18 protein-coding genes and 1 pseudogene are annotated in these 15,406 nt (G+C 62.9%); 8 read left to right on the forward strand and 11 right to left on the reverse strand.

From position 1 onward, the window contains the following. The first annotated feature begins 282 nt into the window (after positions 1-282). Positions 283-801, forward strand: a complete 519-nt coding sequence (locus tag ACN9M6_RS07780; protein WP_419163725.1) for a DUF3800 domain-containing protein — start codon at positions 283-285, stop codon at positions 799-801. Between the two features lie 329 nt (positions 802-1,130). Then, a complete protein-coding gene (locus ACN9M6_RS07785; RefSeq protein WP_419162368.1) occupies positions 1,131-2,099 on the forward strand; it encodes a DUF4268 domain-containing protein in 969 nt (322 codons plus the stop codon). Here ACN9M6_RS07785 and ACN9M6_RS07790 read toward each other — a convergent pair. The 7 genes and pseudogenes from ACN9M6_RS07790 to ACN9M6_RS07820 all read right to left on the reverse strand — a co-directional run. Then, positions 2,096-2,424: pseudogene (locus ACN9M6_RS07790) on the reverse strand (integrase core domain-containing protein); the annotation flags it as partial. The gene ACN9M6_RS07785 and the pseudogene ACN9M6_RS07790 overlap by 4 nt on opposite strands. A 185-nt stretch (positions 2,425-2,609) precedes the next feature. Further along, positions 2,610-3,599 (reverse strand): AAA family ATPase, encoded by a 990-nt coding sequence (locus ACN9M6_RS07795; RefSeq protein WP_419162369.1) that lies wholly within the window; start codon positions 3,597-3,599, stop codon positions 2,610-2,612. Positions 3,600-3,899: 300 nt separating this feature from the next. Continuing rightward, the gene (locus ACN9M6_RS07800) at positions 3,900-4,193 is read right to left on the reverse strand and encodes a hypothetical protein (protein ID WP_419162370.1); all 294 of its coding nucleotides are present in this window, start codon (positions 4,191-4,193) and stop codon (positions 3,900-3,902) included. 163 nt (positions 4,194-4,356) lie between these two features. Beyond that, positions 4,357-4,884 (reverse strand): hypothetical protein, encoded by a 528-nt coding sequence (locus ACN9M6_RS07805; protein WP_419162371.1) that lies wholly within the window; start codon positions 4,882-4,884, stop codon positions 4,357-4,359. Between the two features lie 37 nt (positions 4,885-4,921). Then, a complete protein-coding gene (locus ACN9M6_RS07810; RefSeq protein WP_419163726.1) occupies positions 4,922-5,311 on the reverse strand; it encodes a DUF6527 family protein in 390 nt (129 codons plus the stop codon). A 21-nt stretch (positions 5,312-5,332) separates the two neighbouring features. Further along, entirely contained in the window at positions 5,333-6,532 is a 1,200-nt protein-coding gene (locus ACN9M6_RS07815; RefSeq protein WP_419163727.1) for a ThiF family adenylyltransferase, read from the reverse strand. Further along, a complete protein-coding gene (locus ACN9M6_RS07820; RefSeq protein WP_419162372.1) occupies positions 6,532-6,756 on the reverse strand; it encodes a hypothetical protein in 225 nt (74 codons plus the stop codon). Before ACN9M6_RS07820 ends, ACN9M6_RS07815 begins: the two co-directional genes overlap by 1 nt. Before the next feature lie 204 nt (positions 6,757-6,960). On the opposite strand from ACN9M6_RS07820, the gene ACN9M6_RS07825 reads away from it, so the two are divergent. The 6 genes from ACN9M6_RS07825 (at position 6,961) to ACN9M6_RS07850 (ending at position 12,036) form a co-directional block, all read left to right on the forward strand. Next, on the forward strand, positions 6,961-8,040 hold the full coding sequence (locus ACN9M6_RS07825; RefSeq protein WP_419162373.1) for a helix-turn-helix domain-containing protein: 1,080 nt from the start codon (positions 6,961-6,963) through the stop codon (positions 8,038-8,040). Beyond that, entirely contained in the window at positions 8,037-8,546 is a 510-nt protein-coding gene (locus ACN9M6_RS07830; protein ID WP_419162374.1) for a PIN domain-containing protein, read from the forward strand. Before ACN9M6_RS07825 ends, ACN9M6_RS07830 begins: the two co-directional genes overlap by 4 nt. Before the next feature lie 220 nt (positions 8,547-8,766). Continuing rightward, positions 8,767-9,855: a hypothetical protein gene (locus ACN9M6_RS07835; RefSeq protein ID WP_419162375.1), complete on the forward strand. Its 1,089-nt coding sequence runs from the start codon at positions 8,767-8,769 to the stop codon at positions 9,853-9,855. 364 nt (positions 9,856-10,219) lie between these two features. After that, complete coding sequence (locus ACN9M6_RS07840; protein ID WP_419162376.1) at positions 10,220-10,441, forward strand: hypothetical protein; 222 nt, start codon at positions 10,220-10,222, stop codon at positions 10,439-10,441. Between the two features lie 3 nt (positions 10,442-10,444). Continuing rightward, positions 10,445-10,855 (forward strand): putative toxin-antitoxin system toxin component, PIN family, encoded by a 411-nt coding sequence (locus tag ACN9M6_RS07845; protein ID WP_419163728.1) that lies wholly within the window; start codon positions 10,445-10,447, stop codon positions 10,853-10,855. Between the two features lie 92 nt (positions 10,856-10,947). Next, the gene (locus ACN9M6_RS07850; protein ID WP_419162377.1) at positions 10,948-12,036 is read left to right on the forward strand and encodes a hypothetical protein; all 1,089 of its coding nucleotides are present in this window, start codon (positions 10,948-10,950) and stop codon (positions 12,034-12,036) included. 236 nt (positions 12,037-12,272) lie between these two features. Here the strand turns inward: ACN9M6_RS07850 and ACN9M6_RS07855 are convergent, their stop codons facing one another. The 4 genes from ACN9M6_RS07855 to ACN9M6_RS07870 all read right to left on the reverse strand — a co-directional run bounded on the left by ACN9M6_RS07855 (position 12,273) and on the right by ACN9M6_RS07870 (position 15,386). After that, complete coding sequence (locus tag ACN9M6_RS07855; RefSeq protein ID WP_419162378.1) at positions 12,273-12,458, reverse strand: hypothetical protein; 186 nt, start codon at positions 12,456-12,458, stop codon at positions 12,273-12,275. Positions 12,459-12,588: 130 nt separating this feature from the next. After that, a complete protein-coding gene (locus ACN9M6_RS07860) occupies positions 12,589-13,455 on the reverse strand; it encodes a DNA adenine methylase (protein WP_419162379.1) in 867 nt (288 codons plus the stop codon). Continuing rightward, positions 13,442-14,035, reverse strand: coding sequence for a hypothetical protein (locus tag ACN9M6_RS07865; RefSeq protein WP_419162380.1), 594 nt, complete (start codon positions 14,033-14,035; stop codon positions 13,442-13,444). Before ACN9M6_RS07865 ends, ACN9M6_RS07860 begins: the two co-directional genes overlap by 14 nt. Before the next feature lie 238 nt (positions 14,036-14,273). Further along, positions 14,274-15,386 (reverse strand): hypothetical protein, encoded by a 1,113-nt coding sequence (locus ACN9M6_RS07870; RefSeq protein WP_419162381.1) that lies wholly within the window; start codon positions 15,384-15,386, stop codon positions 14,274-14,276. Positions 15,387-15,406 lie beyond the last annotated feature (20 nt).

Consider the following 15,406-nt stretch of genomic DNA (forward strand, 5'->3'; position numbering starts at 1 on the left):
AGCACCCGCCTGGACCTTCACCCCCTGTCCCTCGAAAAAGCGGAGCCCTTGGAGGCCCGGTCTTCCACCGCCATCATGTGCGTGACCGTTGCCGTTGCAGGATGCGATGGGCAAACATGATACCCGTCGAACTCCTCTGAATCCGAGCGTTCCCGACCGCCGTGTACCGGACCTGCATGTTCTGCAAGAAGCCCCTCGGCTCGAACGAGGTCGTGGAGGCCTTCCCGGTCGGCCGTCGCCTTGCCTTCGATCCGGCGAAAACGTGTGTACGCGGACTCCGTGATGGATCTCATCCGGAACCTTGATGTTACGATCTTCGCTATGGTGATGGAGCGCCCGGACAGACCAATCTACCGCGGAGATGACTTCCTCCAGACCCAACACCGATGGATCCTGGAGAGGGTCGACACCCTGATCGAGAGGAAGGAGACCGGACGTATGGCGACGGTGGTCTTCGACGGGCGCTCTCCCTCCGAGAACATCAGACTCGACAAGTGCTTCTCCAGCTTCTTTTTCCGTACGGCAGAAGGCCGCGCGATGACGCGGATCGTGCCTGGGGTGTTGTTTGTGGATTCGGAGATCACGCCGGGTATCAAACTAGCAGACTTCTGCGCCTACATTCTCAGAGTCTACTACGAGCAGGGGCTTGATCGGCAGGAGCCGCGCGGTGACCCCTACCTTGCGACGATCAAGCGATATGCGGACATCATCCGACAGAAGACCTTCGATTGGGATGAGGATGGCGTGAGATTTTGGGGAATCCGTACGATGGGGAAGGATCATTTCCGTTATGAGGAGTAACCTATCCCTCCTTAAAAGACGGGAGCCAGTTGCGGCACCAAGGATCAAGAAGACCCTCTCCGGGCACCACTCCCGGCTCCAGTTTTGGAATTTCTAAGGGTTCGAGGTTGTTGTCAACCCCTCTCCTCTTGGCGCGGCTTGGTGTACGAGATAAGGCCGTGGTGGTGTTCTCGGTCTCGTGCTCTTCGATTGAGTCCTGAGGCGAATCGGGGACAGCCGGCTGTGGGCGATTCATGCCGGCCTGAGTCTTAGGGTTGAGAAGATCCCCGAACCGGGCCTAGCGAACGCGAAGCAGCCTTCCCAAACGGAGAAGCTGGGGGATGTCACCCATGACCGAGAAGATGCCTAGGTTCGATGCCCTCGCGCGACTCGAGCCCGTGGACCTGCGCGACTGCTGGAAGAACGAGGCTACGGACTTCACGCGCTGGCTCGCACGCGAGGAAAACACCCAACTCCTGGGCGACACGATCGGCCTTGAGTTGGAGCTTGAATCGGGGGAGAAACCCGTCGGTCCCTTTCAGGCCGACCTTCTGTACAAGAGCACGGCTGATGATTCCTGGGTTCTCGTGGAGAACCAGCTCGAGCGGACGGACCACTCGCACTTGGGCCAGCTGCTCACATACGCGGCGGGGTTGCAGGCCGTCACCATCGTATGGATCGCTCGCAGGGTGAGGGAACAGCATAGGGCCACCCTCGACTGGCTCAACGAGGTGACCGATCGGCGCATCAACTTCTTCGGGCTGGAGATCGAACTCTGGAGGATCGGTGACTCTGCGGTTGCGCCGAAGTTCAACGTGGTGTCGCAGCCCAATGACTGGCTCGACCCCCTACCGCCCAAGCTTTCTGAGATCCAAAGGCTGCGCCTGGAGTTCTGGCACGCGTTCTGCGATCATGTCGCCGAGGAAGGGGCGAGGTTCAGTACTCGCAAGCCACACTCCGAGTCCTGGATGGAGATGGCGGTCGGCGCCGCCGGATTCCGGATCCGAGCCATCACTTCGACGTGGGATTCCCGGGATGGCAACTACGATTCCGGGGAGTTGCGCGCCGAGTTCGTCGTGAAGCGCCACGACGCCAACGACTTGTACGCTCGGTTGCATGCCCATGCCGATGAGATCCGGGAAGAATTGGGCGAGGACCTAACCTGGGACAACCCACAGGATACGAAGACGTGGAGAGCCTACGTCCGCAAGACCGCTGACATACAAGATCGTTCCAGTTGGCCGGACCAGCACGAGTGGCTCCGGAGTCGCCTGGATCGTCTCTCCGAGGTCTTCGGGCCCATGGTGAAAGGACTCTAGCGGCAACGGGCCCCTCGAAATCGGTGGACGACTTCGTCGGTATCGGCAAGCTGCAGGGCGGCCTGATAGTTAAGCTGTTCAGTTGTCCAAAAAACTGGGACCACCTCAGTCTGCATCTCCTCCACCGACTCGTACCAAGTCGTCCTTCCCTTCACCCTGAGGTGTTCGTCCAGGAGCGTGCAGTGGAAACGCTCGATGAACCCGTTCGACTGCGGACGGCCCACCTGGGTCTTTCCAATGCTCGATCTCCTCGAGCCTGCAGGAACAGCTCGTAGGGGTGATGGTCCTCCCGACCGCAGAACTCGCGCACGTTGTCGCTGAGGATCGCCCGTGCCCCCGGCCGCATTCGCCCGGTATCACCGGACGACTCCCCACGGAACCAGTGGACGGCTTCGCTCGGAATGGGTGGTCGACTTCGTCGGAATACGCACGGTCTCTGTTACGCCTTCGAGAATAAAGTGCCGATTCCGCCCATCGTTTCCGTTCGCCATTGTGGGGACCGTGCGCCGACTACGCGTTTGGCTCCGCCAGCCTGTTGCTGACCGCCTTGAGCTCGTCGATCACGACCCGAATCTCCTCCTCCCGGATCCGCGCCCGCTGCCCGACCAGTGCGTCTTTGAGAACATCGTTTGCTACTCGCGCCACATCGGCGAAGCTCAGTCCCATAGCGCAGTCGGCGAGATCGCTCCACGCGATGTCCCGCGAGGCGGCCGGACCAAGCCGCGTTTGCAGTAGCTCGGCGATTTGGGGGACGTCCGGCATCTCGAAGTGAAGAATGTCGTCAAAGCGACGGAAGAGTGCCCGGTCGAGCACCTTTGGATGATTCGTCGCTGCCATCACGATGCTGTGGGAGTCGTCCTGCTCGATCATCTGGAGGAAGCTGTTCAGCACACGCCGGATTTCGCCCACGTCGTTGGAGATCCCGCGTTCCGAACCGATTGCGTCGAACTCGTCGAAGAAGTAGACGCCCCTTGTCTGGCCGGTGGCGTCGAAGATCTGGCGCAGCTTGGCTGCGGTCTCTCCCATGAACCTGGTGATCAGGCCGTCGAGCCGAACCTGAAGCAGGGGGAGACGAAGTTCCCCGGCCAGGACGGAGGCGGACAGCGTCTTCCCGGTGCCTGGAGGGCCCACAAGCAGGAGCTTGCGCCTCGGCGAGAGGCCGTGGTCGAGGATCTCGCCGGCGTGGCGCTGTTCGCGAACGACCCGGCAAATGCGACTTGCCAAGGCCTTTCCGAGGATCATGTCCCCGAGCCGCGCCTTGGGGTAGGAAACCTGGAGCAGGTTGGCCAGCTCCCCGCGCGGCCGACCAATCGGGACCGGGGATCCTGCCTCACCGCGGCTCTTGGCCTTATCGATAATGTCGCGCAGATCGGTGGCCAGTTTCCCGTGCCCGACCTTCGCTTCGTGGGCGGCGACCTGCATGGCGACCGAGATGAATCGGTCGTTGTCGCCCTCCAGATGCGACCTCAGCAACGCCTTGAGCTGCTCGGCACTGGCCATGGAAGCCTCCGGTTGGGATAGTGCGAATCGGATCGGTGGGAACGTAGCGATTCATCCGGTATCGTGCCCGTTTCCGCGCTCATGCGCACGCTGTGTCACGTCACCGGCCTGTCGCGAGAACTCGCCCAGGAGTTGGGCAGCGGAGCCCCGGAGCCGGAGAAAACGCCAGCCAAAGAGGACGTGAGGACCGCGGTCTGACGCGCTGACCTCGGCGAGGCGGCACTTGTACACACCGGAGGTGATCAAGCCCCAAATCAGCCGTCCGCGAAGGCGAGGACAGCTCCATTTTCTCCTTGCCGATTACTCTGAGCCCACCCGCCGGACGACCTGCGCCTGATACCATGCTTGTGCCTTAAGCTCGGCTTGATTGAGGCACGGCTGAACGAGGACGGAGAAGAAGTCGGACCTGGCTTCATCCGGATTCGCCACGAAGTAGTCGCGAATCGCGCGTTCCGTCTTTCCGCGAGCCTCTTTAGCGTCAGCCCGGTAGCGTTCATCGGCCCTCTTCCATGAGACAGGGTCCCGTGCTTCGTCGAACGGTGAGTAGTGTGCCTTGACGGACTCATGTAGCTCGTTCTCGTAGCTGCGAATCATCTGTTGCACTCTGGCGGGAAGTGGATCTATCAGCATGTGTCTAACGTTTCTTCCTTCGGTTGCAAGATGAGAGGCAAGAAGGCGGGCAGGGGAACGGACAGCAGATCGGCGCCTTCTTTGCCGCTGCCGCCCGATACTTCCTCGCCCCGCCGGTTCTTGGGGTTTAGTGAGTGAAGTCCGGGTCGGGGGGGAAGACCCGCTGCATTTCGAGTGCGTCGACCCGTTGCTTCAGCGCGACGATTTCTTGCTCCAGCGCTCGGTTCCGTTGTTCCCCCGCGATCACTCGTTGCTTCAGCGCGGTTACGTCATCACGCGTCGCGGCGGGGCGCGGGACCCGAACCGATGCGGCGATGGCTGAAAGGTCCGGTCCGGGTGTCACAGGCGGCACGATCTGTCGGGCCAGCGATTGCCACCGCCGCTGGTACGCGTCCATGGTTCTCTGCAACTCGACAAGACCTTCTAGCCTCCCCAGCGAGACGGTGGGGAAGTGTACCTTCGGGACCGACGCAAGAACCCTCTCCAGCGTCGCCGCGTAGTTGGCGGTCAGCTTGGCCATCGAACGCCCCAGCCCCTCGACTGCCGCGGAGTCTTCCTCTCTCCCCCGCGCTGCGTCCGATCCACGGGCACGGGCGGCGGCCGCCAAGAGCTCAGCCGCAGTGTTGATCGCCTTGCGTCCTTCGTCCTCGCTCATGCTCCCTTCCCTTCGCCCCAGTATGATGGGTGGTCGACTAGTCCCGGTTGAACGTACGAAATACAGAGTCTAGCCATGAGCGGAAGCGCCGACGCCTCGGTTGAGATCCAATCATCCGCTCTCGCTCGCGGTCTTCATACTCCACATGGAGATCCGGATCGATGCCTTCTAGCCATATCACCGTACTGTTTCTGATCAAGTAGTGGCTGCCGCAGCCGGAATTGGCCCAGACCGAACCCCCCGTCGGGCCACCTAGGGAGACCGATTTGCCATCGAAATGAACGTGCCACCGGCTTGGGTGAAGAGAAAGAACGGTCAGATCACCGCAACCGCACGGACAACGCAAGTTGACGGTTCTGTGCGTGAGGCTGATCCAGATCTCACCGGCTCTTATGGTGTCAAAGCCGGGTAGCACCTCTACGAACATAGGACGGAGTTTCACCGACGTTCACTCCTCAGCAGCGGCGCGCGGCGTGACAATGTGCGGCCTCTCGATCCGGAACTTATGGAGGAACGATCTGGATTCCGAAACATACTGCCCCGTGCGCCGCCGCCACTCCATCACCGCGAGCGCTGCTGCCAGCGCGTTCATTTCCGGTAGCTGGACGTTCCTATAGCCGGGTGCATTGCTGGCGATCCTCGCGTTCGGGATGGCGTTCTGCCACTCGAGCGAACCGGCATCGTAGGCGCTTGTTGTAACCGCGCCGCGAACCGAGTCGTTCTCCACCGTGATGCTTATTCCGGAGTCTATGAACGGAATGCCCGCCTCCGTGAGCGCGGCGTACACGACATCCTGACGCGGTGAATCACTTTCCGACCGCTGGTCGATACACACGAAGGCATAGTCGACCGGATGCTGGGAGAGGAACTCGGCTAACCAAGCCGAGTCCTCCACGCAATCGGGGTGCGCATCGATGCCCGTCCGAAGCGCGTCGTACTTCGCACGATAATACGCTACTTTGCCCCAAGCCTTCTCTCTTTGGCCTTCGATCTCGTCGTCGGTAGGCGCGCCTGGTGCTCGCATGAAGGTGTGCCAGCCAAAGTGATCGGAATCCAACAGGTGGATTTTCGGCACGGGTGTCTTGGCTACGAGGTCCAAGACGTAGGAACCTGTTCCGCCCAAACCGATGATCGCAATTCGCTGATCGCGGATCCGATCTTGGACCGGCCCTATCCCCGCTCGTGCCTCAAAGGCGTTGGGTATCTTGAACGGTTCCTCCGGTTGCGAAAAGGAGGTCGTCTTGGCAGCGTCAAAGGCGGCCACGGCCCCGACGATCCGCTTCGCGTAGCGGTACACCGAGTCCCGCGCCGACTCGTCGTCTTCCGGACGGTCTGGGCTGCCCTTGCGGACAGAGATGTCCGACCAGGTCTTTTCGTCGCCAGCGAGATAGGCCCCGATCGGGTTCCCGTCCGCGGCGTACACACGCCCGTCGCACTCTTGGTCAGTGGTGATTCGCACGGCATGGGGCGCGTTGCCGATCTGTTTATTCGATTTGCCGGTCTCGGGATCGTAAGATTGAGTGATAGTGCAGGAACCAACGACGCCATCCTTAAGGAGGCAGGGAACATTCTCGGCGTCCAGCAGGTCAGATCCCACTGTGACAATAAAACCGCACTGGCGCCCAAAAGCAGAGAGACGGTCGTCCATCAAGAAACATGCTCGGGATCAACCGAGAAACTCGTCCCGTCCTTGACCTGAATGGTCCCGTTGGGAAGAAGAACAGCACTCTTGCCCTTCGCGTCGTTCTCGTAGTCGATCCCGGGCGTGCCCTCGATGTACTTGCCCTCCGCTTCGTGGAGCTTGTTCCAGATGTCAACTATCTGCTGGTAGCCGACGACGTCGCCCGGAACTTTGTGCTGCCGACCGCTCACGAAAATCTCTGTACCCCATTCCATTTTGGTCCCCCTCTGCTTGTTCATTTGCTTGGGGCGGAACCGAACTCGGCCCTTGCCCCTCCGCGGTGTTCCTCCTGTAACGGCCGCGGCTACATCACATCAAGAAACAACTTATGGTTGACATGATGAGGAGATGAGCGCAGTTTGTCAACCATCGTTCATACTAAAGGAGGGGACGGCATGTTTGGACAACGACTACGGCTCGCCCGTAAACGCGCCGGCCTGTCCATGCGGGCGCTGGCCGAACGGATGGATCCGAAGGTCACCGCTCAGGCCATCAGCAAGTACGAGGCGGGGAAGATGATGCCGTCTTCGGCCGTCCTGGTCGGTCTCGGGCAGGCTCTCGACGTCTCGCTGGATTTCCTCATGAGTTCCCAGGTCGAGGTCCTCGACGGCCTCGAGTTCCGGAAGCACTCCAGCACCTCCGCCCGGGATCGCGCCAAGGCCGAAGCCGTACTGATCGACAACCTCGAGCGATACCTGACCATCGAAGACGTCCTCGGCATTCCGCCCGCGAGCGATCGTTTCGAAGGCCGTCGGTACGACAGCGTCACCGATGTCGAAGAGATCGACGACAGGGCCGATGAACTTCGCAACGCGTGGGACCTCGGCTTGGATCCGGTGCCCAGCCTGTGCGCCCTCCTCGAGGACAAGGGGATAAAGGTGATCGAGGACGATCTCCCCGAGCGCATCAACGGGCTGGCCTGCCAGGTCCTGCGAGAGGGGAAGCCGGTCGCGGACGCCGTCCTCGTATCAAGTCGGACCAACGTCGAGCGCAAACGCCTCACCCTCGCCCACGAACTCGCGCACAGGATCATCCGTTCCACCGGCAACCCGGCGATCAAGCTGGAAGCGGCCATGAACCGCTTCGCAGGCGCCTTCCTTGTCCCGGGCCAACATCTCATTCGGGAAACCGGGGAAGGCCGCCGCCGCATCACCTATCATGAAATCGTCCGCCTCAAGCACATGTACGGTGTATCAGCGGCGGCCATGCTGGTACGCCTTGGCCAGGTCGGCGTGCTGCCTCGTGCCGCGGTCCAGCGCGCGTTTCGAACCTTCGCCCGCTCCTGGCGCAAATCGGAACCGGAACCCATCGATGGCAACCAGGGGTTCGGGGCGTTCGAGAAGCCCGAGCGCTTCAAGGGCCTTGTCTGGCGTGCGCTCGGTGAGGAGCTGATCTCGCCGGTCCGGGCGGCCACTCTCCTCAACGAGTCCCTCGACACGGTCGAGCGGCAGATCACCGGTCCGGCCATCCATTGACACGTGTCATTGTCAACGACGCTTCCTGCCTGATCGACCTCCGCAAGGGTGAGTTGCTGGAAGTTCTTCACAGGCTGCCCTACAGACTGGTGATCCCGCTGCCTGTACGCGTTTCTGAAGTCCTCAACGTCACCGACGAGCAATGGAAGCACCTCGACGACCACGGCATGATCACCCACGACCTGACACCGGCCGAGGTCGGGCAGGCCGTTGCGCTCGCGGAGCGCCACCGTGCCCTGTCTGCGAACGACTGCTTCTGTCTGGTTACCGCGCGTGTTCGTCGGGGGATCCTGCTGACGGGAGACGCCCAACTCCGTCGAGTCGCCACCGACGAGGGGCTTTGCGTGCACGGCGTCCTCTGGGTGATTGACGAGTTGGCCGCCGCCGGAGCGTGCCCCACATCCCTCTTGATCGAGGCGCTCCAGACTTGGCAGGGCGACAGGACGGTCTTCCTCCCTCGACAGGAGATCTCCAAGCGGCTCGAATCACTGGCCCGAAGGGTTTGACGGTGCCGCAGTCGGTGGTTCAACGCCATCACGCGGATGTGTACGGCAAGGAGAACGTCGGCCCTCGGCAGGAATCTACCGCTGGATCAACGCCGGGAGCTGGACCGGGACGTACGTAAGGTTCGCTGACCGTTGCCGTTGCAGGATGCGATGGGCGAACATGATACCCGTCGAACTCCCCTGAATCCGAGCGTTCCCGACCGCCGTGTACCGGACCTGCATGTTCTGCAAGAAGCCCCTCGGCTCGAACGAGGTCGTGGAGGCCTTCCCGGTCGGCCGTCGCCTTGCCTTCGATCCGGCGAAGGGTCGCCTCTGGGTGGTTTGCCGCAGCTGTGAGCGCTGGAACCTCACCCCCCTCGAAGAGCGCTGGGAGGCCGTCGAGACCTGCGAAAGGCTCTTCCGCGCGACGCGGATCCGCACTTCCACCGAGAATGTCGGCTTGGCTCGGCACACCGAAGGCCTCGAGCTGGTCCGCATCGGCGAGCCCCTCCGTCCCGAGTTCGCTGCTTGGCGCTACGGTGACCAGTTCCGCCGCCGGCGTCGGCGCTGGATCGCGGCTGGGTCGGCGGGGGTGGTGGCGAACCTCGGTACCTACGTGACCATCAACTTGGCGACGGGCGGGTTGATCGCGGGAGCTGGCGCAGCCGCGCTGAGCGGCGGCGCCGCCGGGCTGGCGTTGGCGACGGTGCAACGATTGCTGAACAGGCAGGCCAATGTAGCGGAGTTCCGGCGTTCCGACGGCACGCGCTACACGCTCGCACGGGAACACGCCGCCCAATTCGCCCGGATACGAGCCGACGACGACGAACCCGGCTTTCGCGTCGAGATCCACAAGGGACCGCTCTCACGGAAAGGCCCGTACTCGTTCGAGGGCGACGATGCCGGACGAGCCATCAACGCGCTCCTTCCCCTGGTCAATGGCGCCGGCGCTGCGGCTCGCCACATCCGGGAAGCGGTGTCCCAGATCGAATCCCACGGCGACCCGCATCGGTTCATCGCCGATTCCAGCGAGCGCGGGTCCGCTACCATTGCGCGCGAACTCCCTGCGCCCGGGCGCGGGAGGAAGGTCCGGCTGTCCGGGCCCGGATGGGTCCGTAAGATGCCCAAGCCCACGCGCCTCGCGCTGGAGATGGCGCTGCACGAAGAGCAGGAACGGCGCGCGCTCGAAGGCGAACTGGCGCAGTTGGAGCAAGCGTGGCGCGAAGCCGAGGAGATCGCGGCGATCGCCGACAACCTGCTCCTTCCCGAGCACACCGACGAGTTCCTGGACCGCCACTCACCTCCGGGAGGGTCCGGCGAGCCTTCCTGATCGGCCCATAGATTCGACTTTACGGTCAGCGCCGATGCGTCTTCTCATTGACAGCGACGCCTTCTGCAAGCTGGCTGCGTCCGGTCTCCTATCGGATGCCGCTGCGCTCTTTAACGGCGAGTGCGGTCGACTGCCGGCGCTTCCCCACATGCTGCGGCGTGGACAACTGCTGTACCGGTAGCCGTCTGGATGCACCGTCCGGTACTCCAGCCACAACAGCCTGACGGCATGGCTCGGAATGGCTGGACGGCCTGCGTCGAAATCAACTCCGCCGGCATCGCCTTGGGAGGCCGTCCCGAGCTATATTCCATTCGTTATTATGGAGGCAACCGACCACGAGCTCACCTCGGGAGGAAGGACGCGAGTGACGGACACAATCACTATCGCCGTGGATCCGGATCTGGCCGACGCTTATCGGGCCGCGTCGGACCAGGATCGTCGCAAGCTGGATCTCCTCCTCAATCTTCGCCTGCGTGATGTCACGCGGACCGGAGAGTCCCTCCACGATGTCATGGCGGAGATCACGCGCAACGCGCGGACGCGGGGCTTGACTCCCGAGATTCTGGAGGAGCTCCTGAGAGACTAGGTGATGCGATATGTCTTTGACACGAACGCGATCATCAGTGCCATGCTCTCCAAGAATGCGACGCCCGGAGTGGCCCTCGCGCATGCCTACGACACGGGCGAGATTCTCGTATCAGTCCCCTTGATGAGGGAACTTCATGACGTGGTGTCTCGCCCGAAGTTTGACCGATATGTCACGCCGAGCGAGCGAGAACGATTTCTTGGACTGCTGCTCCGGGACGCGCACTTGGTAGAGATCACCGAGACGATCCGGGCCTGTCGCGACCCCAAGGACGACCGGGTGCTTGAGTTGGCAGTCTGCGGTCGTGCCGACTGGATCGTCACGGGGGATGCCGATCTTCTCGTACTGGACCCCTTCCGTGGCATCAGAATCGTAAAGCCCACAGACTTTCTTGGAGTCGGGGTCCACTCCTGATCCCGCTCGTCTGCGGTCCGCAAATGTGACTTGCAACTCCCGTCGAACTCCCCTGAATCCGAGCGTTCCCGACCGCCGTGTACCGGACCTGCATGTTCTGCAAGAAGCCCCTCGGCTCGAACGAGGTGGTGGAGGCCTTCCCGGTCGGCCGTCGCCTTGCCTTCGATCCGGCGAAGGGTCGCCTTTGGGTGGTTTGCCGCAGCTGTGAGCGCTGGAACCTCACCCCCCTCGAAGAGCGCTGGGAGGCCGTCGAGACCTGCGAAAGGCTCTTCCGCGCGACGCGGATCCGCACTTCCACCGAGAATGTCGGCTTGGCCCGGCACACCGAAGGCCTCGAACTGGTCCGCATCGGCGAGCCCCTCCGTCCCGAGTTCGCCGCCTGGCGCTACGGTGACCAGTTCCGCCGTCGGCGTCGGCGCTGGATCGCGGCCGGGTCGGCGGGGGTGGTGGCGAACCTCGGTACCTCGGTGACCATCAACTTGGCGACGGGCGGGTTGATCGGGGCAGCCGGGGCAGCCGCGCTGGGTGGTGGCGCCGCCGGGCTGGCGTTGGTGACGGTGCAACGATTGCTGAACAGGCAGGCCAATGTAGCGGAGTTCCGGCGTTCCGACGGCACGCGCTACAAGCTCGCACGGGAACACGCCGCCCAATTCGCCCGGATACGGGCCGACGACGACGAACCCGGCTTTCGCGTCGAGATCCACAAGGGACCGCTCTCACGGAAAGGCCCGCACTCGTTCGAGGGCGACGATGCCGGACGAGCCATCAACGCTCTCCTTCCCCTGGTCAATGGCGCCGGCGCTGCGGCTCGCCACATCCGGGAAGCGGTGTCCCAGATCGAATCCCACGGCGACCCGCATCGGTTCATCGCCGATTCCACCGAGCGAGGGTCCGCTACCACTGCGCGCGAACTCCCTGCGCCCGGGCGCGGGAAGAAGGTCCGGCTGACCGGGCCCGGATGGATCCGCAAGATGCCCAAGCCCACGCGCCTCGCGCTGGAGATGGCGCTGCACGAAGAGCAGGAACGGCGCGCGCTTGAAGGCGAACTGGCGCAGTTGGAGCAAGCGTGGCGCGAAGCGGAGGAGATCGCGGCGATCGCCGACAACCTGCTCCTTCCCGAGCACACCGACGAGTTCCTGAACCGCCACTCACCTCGCGGAGGGTCCAGCGAGCCTTCCTGAGCGGTTGGCAGGAAACGCCACCACCGTCGACCCATGGGGTCGTCCGCGCCCATGTGCCGCTGGAGGGACCCAGGCGCGGCTGTGGCGCTCGATGAAGGCGCCCATCACCTCCCGAGCCTCCTCGAGCGTCTCGAAGTCTTTTTCGAGGCGCTCCGGCTGAAGCTCCACCCGCATCGTCATCTCCCCCAGCTTCGCACGGGTTCGCATCAGCTCCCCGTCCGGCGCGTTCTTCGTCTTCAGCCCCTCACAGGCCCCCTCCAGGAACTTCCGCCGCCAGCGCTCCAGCTCCGCGGCGGAACCCGGATCCCCCGGCTCAACTCGCCGATGTCCTCGCCCCGAAGCAGCCGCAGCACCACCTCCGACTTCCGGCGCGCGCTCCAGCGCTTCGACAGGCCCTCGGCCTCCGTCGGCTTCTCCGACATCTTCGCACCCCCTCTCTCCGGACCCCGTAACGTTGAACCCTGCTAACCGAGTGTCCAGAAAAACCGGGTACGCTATATTCGGGAAGGAGCGTGAAAGAAGTTGGCGCGGTAACGGCGTCGGGCGGAAAGCTCAGGCCGAATGCCAGCGAATCGACGCCGAGCCCGTTTCCGTGGGTAGGATCATCCAACGTGGGGCGATCAAGAGTTCTCCTCCGCGCCGACGGCTGGAGGCCGAATAGCGGAGAGAATAGGACCTGACCGTCGCCCACTCCTCGTAGAGCGCTCGCACCTCAGGACAGTTGTCGTACGTCAGGATCCACGGGCTGTCTTTCAGCGTCCGCAGAACCTCGGCGAGCGCCGCGTGATACGGCGGATCGAGGGCATTCAGGTACAACGTCGGCCCCTTCCCGAAGTACGGCGGATCGATGAAGAAGAACACGCCGTCGCTCGCGAGTCTCTGAACGAAGTCGATCCCGTCCTGCGCGGACAAACGGATCCGCGCCCCGTACCGGGCGACTCGTTGGCACCGCTCCACGAGCCCCTTCCGGTTGAACCGTGCGTCGATACGCCATTTCCCGGTTTGCTTGATTCCGCCGATCACACCCCCGTTACGGATGATTCCGGAGCGATTACAGCGGTTCAGATAGAACGCGGCGAACGCACGTTCCAGACGTGACGCCGACCCCGGGTCCCGGTAGATCGCGCGCTGACGGCGCCACTCGTCCACGGTGAGCGGTACCGTGTGGATCATCTCGGAGAACTGGTCGGCCTGCTCCAGCACCGCCCACCAGATGTCCGAAACAGCCTCATCGATGTCGTTGATGTGGATTGCGGGCGCCTCCTCCCGGAGCAACAGAGTCAACGCAGCCCCGGCTCCACCCGCGTACGGTTCCGCAAAATCCCGGTCTCGCAATCGATTGGCGACCCGCACGCGATTGAAGAGCCCCGCCATCGCGGACTTCCCGCCCGGATAACGGAGAGGGCTAGCAGTCCCCATGACGCCCCGGCTTCAGGGAGGTGTCGATCCAGTCCTGGAGACGCTGTTCAAGCGGATCATCCAACGTTCGCCCACACAGTGAGGAGATGCGGCAACGGTCGAGCAGGAGTTGATCGACCCTGGCATCGCCCGCGTCCTCTTCCGACAGGGCCCTTGGCACGAAGAAGGCCGGAATCGGATCCACGGCGATTGCCCCGGCGATATTCCTCTTGCACCAGCTTTTCGGCCTCAGCTCATGTGTCTTCTCTCTCCAATGCCGACCGACCGCACACTGGCCAAATAGTATCAGCTTCGAGGCTCTCCGGTCGGGAAAATCCCTCCACGCCACAACATCGAGGCCATCATCGTTGGATTGATTCAAGTTCTCCCGGTCACCGCAGGCCTTCCCTTCGCGCAGGAGATCGACCAGGTGCGTGACGGCGTCACGGAATCCCGCAGGGAGGCCCTGCCGAGGCCATCCGAATACCGCGGTCGTCTTGCTGTCACCGAGATATCGGCCCGCCGCCACCGCACTCAATTCCTCGAACAGCTTGTAGACCGTGGTTCCATCCTCGTGGTCGTCCGCGATGCCGACGGACACGAGGAGCTGGAACAGATATGCGGCGGAAGGCTCGTCGCGAAGCTGCAGCCCCTCCTGCGTGATTTCAAACGGGTACGAATCGTCGGGTCCGCGTAGGTCGCGACCGCTTCAGCCTCGGAGGTCGTGAGCCGGAGCTCGCGCTTCACGTCGGCCCACGCCAAGTAGCCGTCGGAAGCTGCCGCGCATGCCCATTCGAGACGGTCGGCGTTATCCTCGTCGGCCCAACTCGAGTCGACCATCAGGAATCGTCGGACCTCATGAGGGCATTGAGTGACTCCGCTTGTCGAAGGAGGCTATTTGCTGTCTCCAGCAGGCCCTCCTCACCTGCGTACCCGGTCGAAACAAACCTCATGGCTTCCCTTGCGCTCGTTTCAGCCTTCGTGAGCGCAGTACGGAACAGGTGGGCGTCGCCAAGTGAAGCGTCCAGCGCTACGGAAAGCGAGCTTCCGCTCTCCAGCAAGTTCACGCCCCGCTGAACCTCAAGCGCGCGCGCAAGGTTGCGAAGATCCGGGTTCTGGCGACGAACCCTTGCCTCGATGTTCCCAGACTGGCTCCCGAAGAGCCACTCCATGAGGTGCCGCAATCTCCGCAGTCGATCACGGGGGACGGGGTTCTCGCGCTCAAGCGCCGTGGGATCGACTCCCAGGTAGTTCCGGATGGACACGTAGCCCAGCGCGGTCCAAAGGTGGGAAAAGGGGAATCGTTTGTGCTGGGTGTCGGTCGTATCGAACTCGAACTCGTCCTGCGCCTGCTGAAGAACGACATACCCTCGGTACAGGCGCGCCACGGTCTCGTGACGATCGCCGATCCCCGACGCGATGTCGGCGAGACTCAGGCCGAAGTTGCGCCGTACGCGGAACACGTATTCGGCTTTGGCGATGGAGTCCCAAGCCTGCGGCCCGTTAACATGCTTGAACCCGACGAAGCTCCACAGATCCTCTCGCGTCGAGTGGATCACCGGGAGTTCCTGGATCGATTCGAGAACTTTCTGGGACGGCTTCTCGGTCAGGTGGATCCCAAGTCGCTCCCGAAGGCCGGGATCCAAGAGGATCTTGACGGCCGCGAGCCGCCGGTTGCCCTCGACGACAACCCAACGGCCTCCCTCCTCGGTCGCGAATAGCTCCTCATGGTCCCAGAAGCCGTTCGCGAGGATCGAATCCACCAACTCGTTGACCGACTTGTTGCGCCAGAGCCAGCGGAGAATGTCTTCCTGGTCGTCGACGGAAAACAACTCGCTCGCGAGCCGCGGGTTTTCGGGGTCGAGGTACAAGTCGGCCGGGACGTGACCTATGACCTCCAAGGCGATCATCCTTTCCAGGAAGGGGGCCGTGACCCGAGATGGTGTGTTCAAGATGGACCCTGCCATGCTGG

The sequence above is a fragment of the Candidatus Palauibacter sp. genome (assembly GCF_965197445.1).
GTDB lineage: Bacteria > Gemmatimonadota > Gemmatimonadetes > Palauibacterales > Palauibacteraceae > Palauibacter.

Excerpts from the sequence above, each read along its gene's own strand:
- ACN9M6_RS07795 (WP_419162369.1), bottom strand. The coding sequence starts at position 3,599 with ATGGCCAGTGCCGAGCAGCTCAAGGCGTTGCTGAGGTCGCATCTGGAG.
- ACN9M6_RS07845 (WP_419163728.1), top strand. The coding sequence starts at position 10,445 with ATGCGATATGTCTTTGACACGAACGCGATCATCAGTGCCATGCTCTCC.
- ACN9M6_RS07855 (WP_419162378.1), bottom strand. The coding sequence starts at position 12,458 with ATGTCGGAGAAGCCGACGGAGGCCGAGGGCCTGTCGAAGCGCTGGAGC.
- ACN9M6_RS07810 (WP_419163726.1), bottom strand. The coding sequence starts at position 5,311 with ATGTTCGTAGAGGTGCTACCCGGCTTTGACACCATAAGAGCCGGTGAG.
- ACN9M6_RS07815 (WP_419163727.1), bottom strand. The coding sequence starts at position 6,532 with ATGGACGACCGTCTCTCTGCTTTTGGGCGCCAGTGCGGTTTTATTGTC.
- ACN9M6_RS07860 (WP_419162379.1), bottom strand. The coding sequence starts at position 13,455 with ATGGGGACTGCTAGCCCTCTCCGTTATCCGGGCGGGAAGTCCGCGATG.
- ACN9M6_RS07835 (WP_419162375.1), top strand. The coding sequence starts at position 8,767 with ATGTTCTGCAAGAAGCCCCTCGGCTCGAACGAGGTCGTGGAGGCCTTC.
- ACN9M6_RS07785 (WP_419162368.1), top strand. The coding sequence starts at position 1,131 with ATGACCGAGAAGATGCCTAGGTTCGATGCCCTCGCGCGACTCGAGCCC.
- ACN9M6_RS07825 (WP_419162373.1), top strand. The coding sequence starts at position 6,961 with ATGTTTGGACAACGACTACGGCTCGCCCGTAAACGCGCCGGCCTGTCC.
- ACN9M6_RS07800 (WP_419162370.1), bottom strand. The coding sequence starts at position 4,193 with ATGATTCGCAGCTACGAGAACGAGCTACATGAGTCCGTCAAGGCACAC.
- ACN9M6_RS07780 (WP_419163725.1), top strand. The coding sequence starts at position 283 with ATGGATCTCATCCGGAACCTTGATGTTACGATCTTCGCTATGGTGATG.
- ACN9M6_RS07850 (WP_419162377.1), top strand. The coding sequence starts at position 10,948 with ATGTTCTGCAAGAAGCCCCTCGGCTCGAACGAGGTGGTGGAGGCCTTC.
- ACN9M6_RS07805 (WP_419162371.1), bottom strand. The coding sequence starts at position 4,884 with ATGAGCGAGGACGAAGGACGCAAGGCGATCAACACTGCGGCTGAGCTC.